At 63.6% G+C, this 14137-nt stretch carries 14 protein-coding genes; 11 read left to right on the forward strand and 3 right to left on the reverse strand.

From position 1 onward, the window contains the following. Positions 1-9: 9 nt before the first annotated feature. The 3 genes from ABXS05_RS16685 to ABXS05_RS16695 are packed head-to-tail and all read left to right on the forward strand — an operon-like array spanning position 10 to position 3457. A complete protein-coding gene (locus tag ABXS05_RS16685; RefSeq protein ID WP_367624709.1) occupies positions 10-933 on the forward strand; it encodes an ABC transporter permease in 924 nt (307 codons plus the stop codon). After that, positions 926-2545 carry an ABC transporter ATP-binding protein gene (locus tag ABXS05_RS16690; RefSeq protein WP_367624710.1) on the forward strand — a complete coding sequence of 540 codons (1620 nt, stop codon included), beginning with the start codon at positions 926-928 and terminating at the stop codon, positions 2543-2545. The genes ABXS05_RS16685 and ABXS05_RS16690 overlap by 8 nt, the downstream gene beginning before the upstream one ends. A gap of 30 nt (positions 2546-2575) precedes the next feature. Beyond that, positions 2576-3457, forward strand: coding sequence for a dihydrodipicolinate synthase family protein (locus ABXS05_RS16695; protein WP_367624711.1), 882 nt, complete (start codon positions 2576-2578; stop codon positions 3455-3457). 30 nt (positions 3458-3487) lie between these two features. On the opposite strand, the gene ABXS05_RS16700 is transcribed toward ABXS05_RS16695, so the two are convergent. Next, a complete protein-coding gene (locus ABXS05_RS16700) occupies positions 3488-4510 on the reverse strand; it encodes a LacI family DNA-binding transcriptional regulator (protein WP_367624712.1) in 1023 nt (340 codons plus the stop codon). Between the two features lie 271 nt (positions 4511-4781). Between ABXS05_RS16700 and ABXS05_RS16705 the strand changes: the two genes are divergently transcribed. From ABXS05_RS16705 to ABXS05_RS16740, 8 genes are all read left to right on the forward strand, one after another. Next, entirely contained in the window at positions 4782-5873 is a 1092-nt protein-coding gene (locus ABXS05_RS16705) for a Gfo/Idh/MocA family protein (RefSeq protein ID WP_367624713.1), read from the forward strand. Positions 5874-5909: 36 nt separating this feature from the next. Then, positions 5910-6824: a sugar phosphate isomerase/epimerase family protein gene (locus tag ABXS05_RS16710; protein WP_367624714.1), complete on the forward strand. Its 915-nt coding sequence runs from the start codon at positions 5910-5912 to the stop codon at positions 6822-6824. A gap of 18 nt (positions 6825-6842) precedes the next feature. Continuing rightward, positions 6843-7781 (forward strand): sugar ABC transporter substrate-binding protein, encoded by a 939-nt coding sequence (locus ABXS05_RS16715; protein WP_367624715.1) that lies wholly within the window; start codon positions 6843-6845, stop codon positions 7779-7781. 54 nt (positions 7782-7835) lie between these two features. Further along, entirely contained in the window at positions 7836-8843 is a 1008-nt protein-coding gene (locus tag ABXS05_RS16720) for an ABC transporter permease (protein ID WP_367624716.1), read from the forward strand. Further along, entirely contained in the window at positions 8840-9622 is a 783-nt protein-coding gene (locus tag ABXS05_RS16725) for an ATP-binding cassette domain-containing protein (RefSeq protein WP_367624717.1), read from the forward strand. Before ABXS05_RS16720 ends, ABXS05_RS16725 begins: the two co-directional genes overlap by 4 nt. A 2-nt stretch (positions 9623-9624) precedes the next feature. After that, positions 9625-10806: an aldose 1-epimerase family protein gene (locus tag ABXS05_RS16730; protein ID WP_367624718.1), complete on the forward strand. Its 1182-nt coding sequence runs from the start codon at positions 9625-9627 to the stop codon at positions 10804-10806. Between the two features lie 67 nt (positions 10807-10873). Beyond that, a complete protein-coding gene (locus ABXS05_RS16735) occupies positions 10874-11971 on the forward strand; it encodes a fatty acid desaturase family protein (protein WP_367624887.1) in 1098 nt (365 codons plus the stop codon). Between the two features lie 10 nt (positions 11972-11981). Beyond that, entirely contained in the window at positions 11982-12782 is an 801-nt protein-coding gene (locus tag ABXS05_RS16740; RefSeq protein ID WP_367624719.1) for a 3-methyl-2-oxobutanoate hydroxymethyltransferase, read from the forward strand. Positions 12783-12881: 99 nt separating this feature from the next. On the opposite strand, the gene ABXS05_RS16745 is transcribed toward ABXS05_RS16740, so the two are convergent. After that, positions 12882-13553, reverse strand: coding sequence for a uracil-DNA glycosylase family protein (locus tag ABXS05_RS16745; protein ID WP_367624720.1), 672 nt, complete (start codon positions 13551-13553; stop codon positions 12882-12884). A 21-nt stretch (positions 13554-13574) separates the two neighbouring features. After that, a complete protein-coding gene (locus ABXS05_RS16750) occupies positions 13575-14135 on the reverse strand; it encodes a DUF488 domain-containing protein (RefSeq protein WP_367624721.1) in 561 nt (186 codons plus the stop codon). Between the last annotated feature and the right edge of the window lie 2 nt (positions 14136-14137).

Raw genomic sequence — 14137 nt, forward strand, 5'->3', positions numbered from 1 at the left:
ACAGCGGCCATGACCCACCCCACGGCCGATACCACGATCGCAGCCGAGCCTTCTTTCGCGACGCGCATGGCGCGCATGTTGCTGGCCGACAAATTCGCCCTTTGCGCCGCCATCCTGCTGCTCCTGTTCGTAGTCCTCGCCATCATAGGACCGAGTTGGCTCGGCGAACTGGCGACCAAGCAAAACCTCCGCGGCCGCAACGCAGCTCCCTTTGACTGGGAACGCGGCTGGGTATGGTGGATGGGCGCAGACGCGCTCGGTCGCCCCCTGCTCGCGCGCATCGTCGTCGCCACGCGCAACACGCTGTTGGTGGCCGCCGGCGCCGTTGTCCTGTCGGCTAGTGTCGGCACTCTGCTTGGGCTTCTGGCCGGCTTTTCCTCCCCTCGCGTCAACCAGGTGATCATGCGGCTTGCGGACGTCATCATGTCCTTCCCGTCGCTGCTGATCGCCGTGATCGTGCTCTACATTCTGGGGCCATCGATCCTGAACCTGATGCTGGTGCTGGCCATCACCCGCATTCCGGTCTACCTCAGAACCACGCGGGCCGAAGTGCTCGAGATCCGCGAACGCATGTTCGTGCAGGCGGCCAGGGTGATGGGGGCGTCCAGGACGCGCATCCTCTTCCGCCATATCCTGCCCGTCGTCCTGCCGACGCTGACCACGCTTGCCACGCTGGATTTTGCCTATGTCATGCTGGCCGAGAGTGCCTTGTCCTTCCTCGGCATCGGCATTCAGCCGCCCGAGATCACCTGGGGCCTGATGATCTCGCAGGGCCGGCAATATCTGACCAATGCCTGGTGGCTTTCCTTCTGGCCCGGCCTTGCGATCATAGTGACGACCCTGTCGCTGAACCTTTTGTCGAACTGGCTGCGCATCGCGCTCGATCCGACGCAGCGCTGGCGCCTCGAAATGAAGGCACGCAAGCATGGCTGATCATCTCCTGGACGTGCGCGGCCTCTCCGTCGAGTTTCATACGGCGATGGGCGTGGTCAAGGCAGTCCGCAACGTCTCCTACCATCTCGACCGTGGCGAAACGCTGGCGATCCTCGGCGAGAGCGGGTCGGGCAAGTCGGTCTCGTCATCCGCCATCATGAACCTGATCGACATGCCGCCGGGACGCATAGCCTCGGGCGAAATCCTGCTCGATGGCGTCGATCTCCTGAAGATGTCCGCACGTGTAAGGCGCGAAGTGAACGGGCGCCGCGTCGCCATGATCTTCCAGGATCCGCTCAGCCACCTCAACCCGGTCTACACGGTCGGCTGGCAGATCCGCGAGGCCCTCACCACCCATGGCACCGACGCGGCCGCGGCCCGGGCCGAGACGCTGCGCCTGCTGACGCGGGTCGGCATCCCCGATCCCGAGTTCTCGCTTGGCAAATACCCGCATGAATTCTCGGGTGGCCAACGCCAGCGCGTGATGATTGCCATGGCGCTCGCGCTTCGACCGGACCTTCTGATCGCCGACGAGCCGACCACCGCGCTCGACGTCACGGTCCAGGCGGAAGTCCTCGCCCTGCTGAAGGAATTGCAGCGGGAAACCGGCATGGCCATCCTCATCATCACGCATGATCTCGGCGTCGTCGCCGAAATCGCCGACCGGGTCGTGGTGATGGAAAAAGGCGAACTGGTCGAAGCAGGCACCGTCAGCCAAGTCTACAAGAACCCCCAGCACCCCTACACGCGGAAACTCATCGCCGCCGCACCCGGCAGGGGCCAGATGCACGAACCGGTCGCCCGCGCCGAACCCGTGCTTTCGGTGCGCGACGTGCGCAAGCGCTATGGCGCCTTCGAGGCCCTGAAGGGCGTTTCTTTCGATCTCATGCCCGGCGAAACCATGGCCGTCGTCGGCGAGAGCGGCTCGGGCAAGTCCACGCTCGCCCGCATCTTGCTGCGCCTCGACGAACCCGACAGCGGCAGCGCGCTGTGGAAGGGACGCGATCTGTTCACCATGCCGCCGGCCGAGCTCTACAGGCTGCGCCGTGACCTGCAGATGGTATTCCAGGACCCCACCCAGTCGCTCAATTCGCGCATGACCGTATACCAGCTCATTTCCGAAGCATGGGCCATCCATCCCGATATCCTGCCCAAGGCGAGATGGCGCGAGCGCGTGGCCGAACTCCTGATGCAGGTGGGGCTCGGCCCCGAGCATATGGGCCGTTATCCGCACCAATTCTCCGGCGGCCAGCGCCAGCGCATCGCCATCGCCAGGGCCCTTGCGCTCGAACCCCAGCTCATCATCTGCGACGAGGCTGTGTCCGCTCTCGACGTCTCGGTGCAGGCCCAGGTCATCGCGCTGCTCGACAGGCTGCGCCAACGGCTGGGGATCGCCTTCATCTTCATAGCCCATGACCTGCCGGTAGTGCGCGACTTTGCCGACCACGTCATGGTCATGCACAAGGGCAGCATCGTGGAACTCGGAACGGTCCGCGAGGTGTTCGAGGCCCCGCGCCAGGACTATACCCGCGCCCTTCTTGCAGCGGCGCTCGACCCCGATCCGGACACCCAGGCCGCCCATCGCGCCGCCCGTCTGCGGACAGCCTCCTGAAACACCGGTCCCATCCAAGGAAGACCCCATATGTCCAGACAAGCCTTCGTGGCCCTCGTGACCTGCTTCAACGAGGACGAAACCGTCAACTACCAAGCGACGCGCGCCCAGGTTCGCCGCCAGGTCGAGGCCGGCAACAACATCATGTGCGCCGGCACCAACGGCGATTTCACGGCGCTCACTTTCGAGGAAAAGGTCCGATTGACCGAAGAGCTGGTCGATGAGGTCGGCGGCCGCGTCAGGGTGATCGTCAATGCCGGCATGCCGGCGACCTTCGAAACGATCAAGCTGGCGCGCGAATTCGACCGCATCGGCGTCGATGGCATCGCCGTGATCACGCCCTTCTTCATCGCCTGCACGCAGGACGGCCTCGTCCGCCATTTCTCGACCGTCGCCGATGCCGTGCAGACACCGGTCTATCTCTACGACATCCCTGCCCGCACACAGAACCACATCGAGCCCCAGACCGCTCGGACCCTTGCCAGCCACGGCAACATTGCCGGCATCAAGGACTCGGGGGGCGCGAAGGAGACGCTGGAGGCCTACCTTCAGGTTTCCAAGGAAGTCGATGGCTTCCAGGTCTATTCCGGGCCCGATCATCTGGTGCTGTGGGCGCTCCAGAATGGCGCAGCCGGCTGCATATCGGGCCTGGGCAATGCGATGCCGCATGTCCTGGCCGGCATTTTGAGCGCCTTCAACTCCGGCAATGTTGCCGAGGCGGAAAGACAGCAGGCTATTTTCGCCGCTTTTCGCACCGACCTCTACGCGCTCGGATTTGCTCCCGCCATGGTCAAGCGCGCGCTCTATCTGCAGGACGCCTCGGTTGGCGCCAGCCGCCAGCCGGCGTTGCTGCCCAATGACGAGCAGGATGCGCAAGTCGCCAACCTCCTGCGCCAATATGGCATGCTCTGATTTGGCCGGCTTTCCGGGTGGCTGCGCCTCTCAGACCTCCGGAATATTCTCTTTGAACACCACTTGCAGGCGCGGCGGATGGGCAATGATCGGCTGATCCCGCAAGGAGTGGATCAGCGTATTCAGCGCTTCGCGCGCCTCCACGCGCGGGTTCTGGTCGATGACCGCATCGAGCGTACCGTCCAGCAGCAACGGCTTGGTGTCCTCGGTGACCTCATGCCCGACGAAGACGACCGAGTTCGCACGGCCGCATTCTTTCAGGGCACGGGCGATGCCGGGAATGCCGGCACCGATATTGTAGATGGCGGCGAGGTCCGGATGATGTTGCAGCAGCCCCTTGGTTTCCGCATAGGCGCGTTCGTTGTCGTCGCCCATTTCGCGAAGCTCCACGATGCGCAGCCCGGGATTCTCCTCGGCGAGGATATGGCGAAAGCCCATTTCGCGCTCCTCATGGCCGCGATAGGACAGTGACCCGGCCAGCAGCCCGACCTTGCCCGTCCTGCCGGCGCCCATGAAGCGGCCGGCGAGATAGCCGGCAAGGCGGCCCGCCGCCCGGTTGTCGATACCGACATAGGCGACGCGCGGCACGGATTGGATGTCGGAAACGATCGTCACGATCCTGACGCCGGTGGCCGCCAGCGACCGGATCGCCTCGCGCACGGTGGGATGATCCAGCGCGATCACCCCTACTCCGTCGGTTTCCCCCTGCAGGTCGTAGAGCGCCCGGGCGAGCCTGTCCGGCGTGAAGTCGTCGACCGTGTGGATCCGCGCGTCGACACCGGCGCGATAGGCCGCCTGCTCTCCAATCTGCTCGCACAGCTTGCGCATGAAGGCGTTGGAACGGGAGGGCAGCACGAAATCGAGGCGCAGGCTGCGCCCGCTTCCCGCATCCTGCGCCGCGCCATCATCGAGCACATAACCGAGGCGCTGGGCGGTCTCCAGAATGATCTCGCGGGTCCGGCCGCGTACGCCGGGGCGCCCGTTCAGGACACGATCGACCGTTGCCGACGAGAAACCGGCCTCTCGCGCAACGTCTGACAGGGTGGCACGCAATCTGGAACTCGCCTTCCGAATGCGGCACGGATGCCGCCTTTTGTGATTCTGATTGAAAATGATGGATTTTTTGCGGGCCGAGTGCAAGCGACACCCAGGCCCCGGAAATTGCCGGCCGCTATTTATCCACCTGTTTTAGCTTGTGTTTTCGACATCTTCTTCAAGTTTTCCAAGCCGGATGATTTACAATGATTTCAAATGATGTTGACATCAAAATCCATCAACATCAATATCGCCCGAAAGGTCGGACAAACAGACCTAGGGAGGATGCATGAACGAACCCAGGCATTTCGCGCCGGATGCCCCGGTGCGCACCAGGCGCTACGCGATCGGCTGCATCGGTGCCGGCATGATCATGGCCGAATGCCATCTGGCGGCCTACAAGGAGGCGGGCTTCCCCGTCGTCGCCATCGCGTCCCGCACCAAGACGAATGCCGAAAAGGTTGCCGCCCGCTGGCAGATCCCGACCGTACATGAGACGCCCGAGGCCCTGATCGAGGATACCGACGTCGAGATCCTCGATCTTGCCTTTCCGCCGGACCAGCAGCCGGCCCTCATCCGCCATGCCCTCAAGCAAAGGCACGTCAAGGCGATCCTCGCCCAAAAGCCGCTTGCCCTGTCCTTGTCGGAAGCCATCAAGCTGCGGGACGAGGCCGAGGCCGCCGGCAAGATCCTCTCCGTCAACCAGAACATGCGCTACGACCAGTCGATGCGCGTGCTCAAGCAGGTCCTCGACGCCGGCGACCTCGGGCAGGTGGTGTTCGCCCAGATCGACATGCATGCAATCCCCCATTGGCAGCCCTTCCTGCGCAATTACGACCGGCTGACGCTCGCCAATATGAGCGTGCATCACCTTGATGTGCTGCGCTTCCTGTTCGGCGATCCCGACGAGATCACCACCCTCACCCGCAAGGACCCCCGCACCGCCTTCGACCATCGCGACGGCATCACGGTCTCGACCCTGCGCTTTCCCTCGGGGGTGCTGGCGCTGTCGCTGGAAGACGTCTGGTCGGGCCCGAGGCAGGAAGGCTATCGCGACGACCAGCACATAACCTGGCGCGTGGAGGGAACCGAAGGCGTGGCCAAGGGCAGCATCGGCTGGCCCACAGGCGCCCCGTCCACCTTCAGCTATGCATCGGCCAAGGCCACGGGCGGCGAGTGGGTCACGCCGCAATGGCAGACCATGTGGTTCCCGCACGCCTTCATCGGCGTGATGGAGCAGCTTCAGCATGCGGTGGAAACCGGAACCGCCCCGGCCCTTTCGGTCGCCGACAATGTCAGGACGATGGCGCTGGTGGAGGCGGGATACCGCTCCATCACGGAAAGCCGCACCGTCAGGCTCAGCGAAATACCCATCCATTGAAAATCAAGAAATATCGATACGGGAAGGAAATCGACCATGATGCAGGCAGGTATCTTCACCGGCTATTTTCCCTATAGCCTGGAGGAAACGGCGAAGAAGATCCGTTCGCTCGACTTCAACACCGTGCAGCTCGACCTGCATTTCAAGGATGTCGACCTCTCCGCCGGCCAGATCACCAAGGACAAGGCGAAGAAGGTGCGCGATACCTTCCGCGACCACCATCTGCCGATCTGCTGCATCTCCGGCTACACCAACATCATCCATCCCGACAAAGCCGAGCGCGAGAAGCGCGTCGGCTATCTCAAGGAGATCATCCGCAATGCGCGCCATTTCGGCTCGCCCTATGTGATTTCCGAGACAGGAACCTTCAACACCGAGTCCGATTGGGTGCATCACCCCAGGAACAAGACCGAGGAAGGCTTCGAGGAATGCCGCAAGGTGATCGCCGACCTCGCCCAGACGGCCTATGACCACGGCGCGGTCTTCCTGCTCGAAACCTATGTGAACAATGTCGTCGGCTCGGTCGAGGAAACCGTGCGCATGTTCGCCCAGGTCGACCATCCCGGCCTCGGCCTGCTGATGGATCCGACCAATTATTTCGAGACCCACAACATCGACCGGATGGACCAGATCCTCAACCAGGTCTTCGACACGCTCAGTGACAAGATCCGGATCGCCCATGCCAAGGACGTGAAGCGTTCGGGCGACGACAAGAGCGAGAAACATGCCGATATCGGCGACGCGGATGCCCTCGAAAGCCATACCTTCCGTGGTGTCGGCGAGATCGAACTGCCCGCCCCCGGCCTCGGCTCCCTCAATTACGATCTCTATTTGCAGCGTCTTGCCCAGAAGCACCCCAACATTCCGGTGATCATCGAGCATCTGTCCGAGGAGGACGTGCCCCGCGCCAAAAAATTCCTCGACGGCAAGTTCCGCGACAACGGTCTTTGAAGGTCGAGGGAGGCGAACATGTTGAAATTCGGACTGAAGCTTGCCGCCGCAGCCGCCTTGCTGGCCATGGCGATCACCGCGCCGCAGGCGCAGGAGCAACAGAAGACCTTCTACCTTCTCTCCCATGGCGGACCGTCCGACGCGTTCTGGATCGACTGGAACGCCGGCGCCGCCAAGGCCTGCGATCAGCTCAAGGTCACTTGCAAGATTTCCTTCAGCGGCGGCGACATGGCCGCCCAGAAGGAGGCCTTCAACTCGGCCATCGCCGCCAAGCCGGATGGCATCGCCACCACTTCGGCGCAGCCGGGCCTGTGGACGGAGGAGGTGAAGGCGGCCAAGGCAGCCGGCATCCCCATCATCTTCTACAACACCGATGACGTCGCCACCGGCCGCCAGGCCTATGTCGGCGCCGATCTCAAGGAGGCCGGCGTCACCTGGGCGAAATATCTGGTCGACAAGAAGCTGGTGAAGCAGGGCGACAAGGTCTTCCTGCCCGTCGAGGTGCCCGGCGCCAGCTACCAGCAGCTGGAGACGGCGGGCATCGCCAGCGTCTTCGATCCGCTCGGCATCAAATATGACGTGGTCGATTGCGGCACCGATCCGGCCGGCATCATCGCCAAGATGACCGACTACATGGTCGCCAACAAGCCGCCGGCGATCATCGCCTTGGGCGACTCCGTGGCCGCCAGCGTCAAGCGCGTCTTCGAGGGCGCCGGCGTTTCGGCCGGCCAGATCCCGGTCGTCGGCTGGGGCAATTCGAGGGAGACGGCCGAGGCGGTGAAGGCCGGCTATGTCAACGCCGCCGCCTGGCAATATCCTTCGGCGCAAGGCTTCATGCCCGTCGCCCTCCTCAACCTTGCCGCCTCGGGCCAGCCCATCGGCTACGACGTGCACACCTTCAGCCTCTACGACGCTTCCAGCGTCGAGCCGATCCTGAAGCTCTACGCCGGCAAGTAACCGAAGGGGCCGGCCTCGGCCGGAACCCTCCTTTTCGCAGCGAATGGGACCGTCATGGCTTTGGTCGTGGAAAACAACACTCCCGGAAGGAGCCTGCGGGCGAGCCTGCCGCGCTCGCCCCAGATGGCATCGCTCGTCATCCTCCTCGTGGCCCTGGCGGGCTTCGCCGTGGCCGACGCCAATTTCCTTTCCCCGCTCAACATCACCAACATGATGGCGTTCCTGCCCGAGCTCGGCATCATCGCGCTCGGCATGACGCTGCTGCTGACGGCAGGCGAGTTCGACCTTTCGGTCGGCGCCGTCTTCGCACTGGCGCCGGTGCTGGTGATGCTGCTGGTGCAGCAGGGCGTGATGGATATCGGTCCGGCCCTGCTGGTCGGCCTCCTCCTCTGCTTCGCGATCGGCTGGGTCAATGGCGTGATCGTGACGAAGATTGGCATCTCCTCCTTCCTCGTCACGCTTTCCATGCTGCTGATCCTGCGCGGCGTGGCCCTCTACATCACCCAGGGCTTCCCCCTGAAATCGTGGGACCAGCCCGGTCCCTGGGTGACGCTGCTGGCCGGCAGCTTCCAGGCCGGAGCCTTCAAACTCTACACCTCGCTATGGTGGTTCATCGGCCTCACCGGCCTGTGCATCTATCTGCTGAACTACGCCAAGCTCGGCAACTGGATCAGCGCCATCGGCTCGAACCGCAATGCCGCACTTGCCCGCGGCGTGCCGGCCGACGCCGTGAAGATCTGGCTGTTCATCCTGACCTCGGTGCTCGCCGGACTTGCCGGCATGATCAGCGCCTTCCGCATCTCTGCCGCTTCCCCGGTGGCCGGCACCGGCTATGAACTCGAGGTCATCGCGATGGTCGTGGTGGGCGGCACCGCCCTCACCGGCGGACGAGGCACCATCTTCGGCACCGTGGTCGGCGTGCTCATGCTGCGCGCCATCCGCAACGGCATCGTACTGATCGGCGTGCCGGGCCTGGCCTACAACATCTTTCTCGGCGGCATCATCCTGGTGATGCTGATCCTGCATGCTCTGCTGCAGAAGAATGGCGGGAGGCGCCGATGACGAGAGAAGTGCTGCGGCTCGAAAACCTGCGGAAATCCTTCGGCAGCGTGCAGGCCCTCAAGGGCGCCTCGCTGACATTGCGCGAAAGCGAGGTCGTCGCCCTGCTCGGGGACAATGGCGCCGGCAAGTCCACCCTGATCAAGGCGATCTCCGGCGTCCATCCGAGCGATGGCGGCGCCATCTATGTGCGCGGCGACAAGGCCTCCATCCGCTCGGCTCGCGATGCGATGGATCTCGGCATCGAGACGATCCATCAGGACACCTCCCTGGCGCCGGATCTGAGCATCGCACGCAACCTCTTCCTCGGCCGCGAGCCGGTGAATCTCAGCTGGCTCGGCGTGTTCGCCCCCATCGACTTCGGCGAGTTGCGCCGGGTGGCGGCGGCCCTTCTCAAGCGCGTCGGCATTTCCAAGAAGCTCGACGCCGATGCCCTGGTCTCCACGCTCTCCGGCGGCGAGCGCCAATCCATCGCCATTTCCCGCGCCATGCAGTTCGCCGCCAAGGTGATCATCCTCGACGAGCCGACAAACAATCTCGGCGTGGAGGAGACCCATGGCGTGCTGCGCTTCGTCAGGGACATGCGCGATGCCGGCCACAGCGTGCTGTTCATCACCCACAACATCCACCACGTCTTCGAAGTCTGCGACCGCCTGGTGGTGATGCGTCGCGGCGAGGTCGTCGCGGAGAAGACGGTGGCGGAGACCGATCTCCTCACGGTCGAGGGCATCATCATGGGCGTCGACATCAAGGCGCTGCTCAAGGATGCGAAGGCGCATTGAGAATGGTCGAACTGTTCGGACGCTCCCTCACGCGCCGCCAGATCGGCGAACGGGCCGGCATGCTGTCGCAATTCGCCGGCGTGCGGCTGATGACATTGGGCGACGGCGTCGAGCGCGGCATCCGCATGCTGGAATTCCGCACCGGCACGGGCCTGCGTTTCACCGTGCTGGTCGACCGCGCGCTCGACATCGCCGACTGCGAGTATCGGGGGCAATCCATCGGCTGGCATTCCCCGACCGGTTTCCGGCATCCAGCCCTGCATGAATATGAGGGGGAGAACGGCCTTGCCTGGGCCCGTTCCTTCTCGGGCCTCATGGTGACCTGCGGCCTCGACCATATCCTCGGGCCGCAGGAAACGCCGGCCGACAGCTACAATTATCCCGGCAAGAAGAGCATCAAGCATTCGCTGCATGGCCGCATCGGCACCATTCCCGCCCGCCTGACCGGCTATGGCGAGAGCTGGAACGGCGAGCACTGCGTGCTCTGGGCGGAGGGCATCGTGCAGCAATCGGCCGTGTTCGGCGAGGACCTGCATCTCCTGCGGCGCATCGAGGCCGATCTCGGCGGCAACGAGATCCGCATCCGCGACCGCGTGGTCAATCACGGCTTCCGGCGCACGCCGCACATGTATTTCTATCATATCAATATCGGCCATCCCGTGCTCGACGAGGGCTCGCGCTACCTCGCCCCCATCGAGGATGTCGCCTGGGCTGCCCATGACGGCGAGGCCTATCGCCAACAGGAGATCGGCTATCGCGTGGCCCCCGCCCCCCAGGCCGGCTTCCGCGAGCAGGTCTGGCAGCACAGGCTCGCTGCCAATGCCGCTGGCGAACAACCGGTGGCCCTCGTCAATGACCGCATCGGCCTAGGGCTGATGGTGGTGACGCGGCAGGACCAACTGCCCTGCCTCTATCAATGGCAGAACTTCCAGCCCGGCGAATATGTCCTCGGCATCGAACCCTCGACGCATCACGTTCTCGGCGATCTCGCCGCGCGCGAGCGCGGCGAGATGATCTGGCTGGAGCATGGCGAGGAGCGCCGCTACCAGGCGACCTTCAAGGTCCTCGACGGCAGCGCCGAGATCGTGGCGGCGGAAGGCCTCATCACCGGTATCGCCCGCCAACCCTCGGAGGACTTCCCCCCGCCATCCGGACTGTTCCCGCACCTGGAGGGACGCTCGTGACGAGGGGATCAAGCGGGAAAGATGTGGGCCGAGGCCCGGAAAACCACACGAAATGAACGGCATGGCCATGGCGACGATGCATAGGAAACGGGATTACAGCCTGGTCGGCGACAGCACGCGCCAGGCCATCGAGACGGGATTGGCATCCGCGGAGTGGTACCACACCGACATCCCCCGCAAGGTCATGAAGGAGTTGATGCAGCGCTCCGATGGACCTGCCATCCGCGACACCGTGATCTGGATTGCCGCCATCCTCCTATCCGCGGCCGGCGGCATCTGGTTCTGGGGCAGCTGGTGGTGCCTGCCCTTCTTCTTCGTCTATGGCGTGCTCTACGGTTCCTCCAGCGACTCGCGCTGGCACGAATGCGGTCACGGTACCGCCTTTCGCACCCGCTGGATGAACGATGTGGTCTACCAGATCGCCAGCTTCATGCTGATGCGCAATCCCGTCACCTGGCGCTGGAGCCACGCCCGCCACCACACCGACACGATCATCGTCGGGCGCGATGCCGAGATCGCCGTGATGAGGCCGCCGGACCTGATCCGGCTGGTGCTGAACTTCATCGGCATCATCGACGCCTGGTATTCGCTGATCGCCCTCGGCCGCAACGCGCTGGGCATCCTGACGCCCGACGAGCAGAGTTTCATTCCCGAGATGGAGCGGCACAAGGCCGTGACGGCGGCACGCTGGCATATGGCGATCTATCTTGCCGCCATCGTCGCTGCGCTCGCCGCCTGGTCCTGGCTGCCGCTGATGCTGATCGGCCTGCCGCGCCTCTATGGCTGCTGGCACATGGTGATGACCGGCCTGCTTCAGCATATCGGCCTTGCCGACAATGTGACGGACCACCGGCTCAACACCCGCACCGTCTACATGAACCCGATCAGCCGCTTCATCTACTGGAACATGAACTACCATGTGGAACACCACATGTTCCCGATGGTGCCCTATCATGCCCTGCCCAGGCTGCATGACCTGATCAAGCATGACCTACCCGCACCGAACCCGTCGATGTGGCACGCCTATCGCGAGGTGTTTCCGGTCGTGCTGCGCCAGCTTCGCAACGAGGATTATTTCCTGCTGCGGGAGCTGCCGCCCACCGCCCGGCCCTATCGCGCCGAATTCCATGAATTGGCCGTGGCCGCGGCCGCGGCCGCCGAGTGAGAACCACGCAATGACCCGCACCAGACCCACTGTTGCCGACCTGCGCGCCCTCAAGGGCCGTAAGCAGCTGACCATGCTCCGCGTCACCACGCTGGAGGAGGCCGAGGCCGCCGAGCGGGCGGGCGTGGACATCGTCTCCATTCCGCCCGAGCTGATCCTCGACCCGCGCTATCGCGATGCCGCGCCGAGCCTGTTCTCCATGCCGGGCGAGAACTTCTACGAGATCGGCACGGCGGACGACTTCGTGCGCTGGTCGTTCCGCATGATCAAGGCCTCCGCCGATGCGGTCTATTGCAGCGCCTCCTATGCCACGATCAAGCGCATGGCGGACGAGGCGGTCCCCGTCATCGGCCATGTCGGCTTGATCCCCTCGCGCAAGACCTGGACAGGCGGCTTCAAAGCCGTCGGCAAGACGGCCGACAGCGCCCTGCAAATTTTCGAGGCCGTCAAGCAGCTCGAAGCGGCCGGCGCCTTCGGAGCCGAGATCGAGGTGGTGCCGGTGGAGGTCGCCGAGGCGATCGCGCAGCGCACCAGCCTCTTCATGCTGTCGATGGGGGCCGGCGCCGGCTGTGACGCGCAATATCTGTTCGCCGAGGATATCCTCGGCATGAATCGCGGCCACATGCCCAGGCACTCCAAGGTCTATCGCAATTTCGCTGCCGAATATGATCGCCTGCAGGCCGAGCGCGTTGCGGCCTTCCGCGAATATGTGTCGGATGTGGGCGCCAATGCCTATCCGCAGGAACGGCACATCGTGCATATGCCGCCAGATGAATTGAAGGCGTTCATGACGAAGCTTGAGGTGAGCTGAGGCTGGCCTCCAAATCAGGCCTGATGCCGTAAGAGTCCCCGCTATCGCTTCGCTTGCTGCTGGAAGCCCGTATCCATTTTGGGTCACGGTATTCCATCATCACAGCAGAGCATCCCGTATGTCCGCCTGCAGCACAGGCAACACATCGGTCTCGAACCACGGATTCTGGCTCAGCCATTTGTTGTTGTGCCAGGACGGATGAGGCAACGGAAACCTGCGCATCCGCGGGTCGCTTTGATAGACCTCGCGCCACCGCCTGACCGTTTCATTGACACCCCATCGTCCGGCTTCCGGTCCGAGGTGCCAACGCTGGGCATAGGAACCGATGACCAGCAACAGCCTCACATTCGGCATTTGAGAGAACAGCCGGGAGCGCCAGAGCTCTGCGCACTCCCGGCGGGGCGGCAGATCGCCGCCGTTCGACGTCAATCCCGGAAAGCAAAATCCCATCGGCAGAATGGCAACCTTCGACGGATCGTAGAAGCTGGCTTCGTCAACTCCCAGCCACCGCCTCAAACGCACGCCGGACGGGTCATCGAAGGGACGACCGCTCTTGTACACTCTGGTTCCCGGTGCCTGGCCGGCTATGCAGATACGCGCGTCTTGCGATGCCTGAATGACCGGCCTTGGCTCATGAGCCAGCGGCATGCCGTACCGGGGGTCATCGCGGCAGATGCGGCAGGCGCGGATACTGCTCAGCAGTGCCTCAAACGGGGAGGCCTGGTCGCTCGTCTTTGAAACGTGGGGCTCGAGGGGCGTCACTGATTTCATTGAATGGTCACCGCACGGCCTTCATGGCTGCTCCGCGGCTGGGCTATTGCGGGGTGCCGGATAGATAATCGTCGCGTCTGCTTCGACCATGGCACCCGTCGTGAGTTGCGCACGCTCAAGGCGCCCCCCTCCCATGATGTGGAAAACGATCTCTCCCTCGGCGATCAAATAGTCCGCAACGATGCGGCGGTGACATCGCCACCACACCGCTTCCGAACACATGATCGCCGAGCGCTTCTTGTGTCCCTCGCTGCGCAGGCGCTCCAAGCCTTCGTGGAACTCACCCGAAAGTGCATAGTCGGCGTAATTGTGGAAGCTCTCGTTTGTCCAAAAGCCATTGCGATCCCGAGGGAATGCTCCGAACTTGCCGCGAAGGCCACCAAGCGCAGCAATGTAATCGTATGAAATCTGGAAAGCCGAGAGGGAGCCGGGCAAGCGATCCTGATTGAATTGCGGGTTGGCTCTCGACATCGGGATCTTCCTGATATCGACGAGCAGCTCAACCTGCGCCTGACGCAGAAGGTCGACAAACTCTTCGATGCGCCGGTTGGAATGGCCGATGGTGAAGAAGGGCGGCTTCACGC

This window comes from Labrys neptuniae (assembly GCF_040797145.1).
Taxonomy (GTDB): Bacteria; Pseudomonadota; Alphaproteobacteria; order Rhizobiales; family Labraceae; genus Labrys; species Labrys neptuniae.

Coding starts and splice junctions, on each gene's coding strand:
- ABXS05_RS16740 (WP_367624719.1), top strand. CDS start 11,982: ATGACCCGCACCAGACCCACTGTTGCCGACCTGCGCGCCCTCAAGGGC.
- ABXS05_RS16705 (WP_367624713.1), top strand. CDS start 4,782: ATGAACGAACCCAGGCATTTCGCGCCGGATGCCCCGGTGCGCACCAGG.
- ABXS05_RS16730 (WP_367624718.1), top strand. CDS start 9,625: ATGGTCGAACTGTTCGGACGCTCCCTCACGCGCCGCCAGATCGGCGAA.
- ABXS05_RS16695 (WP_367624711.1), top strand. CDS start 2,576: ATGTCCAGACAAGCCTTCGTGGCCCTCGTGACCTGCTTCAACGAGGAC.
- ABXS05_RS16715 (WP_367624715.1), top strand. CDS start 6,843: ATGTTGAAATTCGGACTGAAGCTTGCCGCCGCAGCCGCCTTGCTGGCC.
- ABXS05_RS16685 (WP_367624709.1), top strand. CDS start 10: ATGACCCACCCCACGGCCGATACCACGATCGCAGCCGAGCCTTCTTTC.
- ABXS05_RS16725 (WP_367624717.1), top strand. CDS start 8,840: ATGACGAGAGAAGTGCTGCGGCTCGAAAACCTGCGGAAATCCTTCGGC.
- ABXS05_RS16690 (WP_367624710.1), top strand. CDS start 926: ATGGCTGATCATCTCCTGGACGTGCGCGGCCTCTCCGTCGAGTTTCAT.
- ABXS05_RS16710 (WP_367624714.1), top strand. CDS start 5,910: ATGATGCAGGCAGGTATCTTCACCGGCTATTTTCCCTATAGCCTGGAG.
- ABXS05_RS16720 (WP_367624716.1), top strand. CDS start 7,836: ATGGCTTTGGTCGTGGAAAACAACACTCCCGGAAGGAGCCTGCGGGCG.
- ABXS05_RS16735 (WP_367624887.1), top strand. CDS start 10,874: ATGGCGACGATGCATAGGAAACGGGATTACAGCCTGGTCGGCGACAGC.
- ABXS05_RS16745 (WP_367624720.1), bottom strand. CDS start 13,553: ATGAAATCAGTGACGCCCCTCGAGCCCCACGTTTCAAAGACGAGCGAC.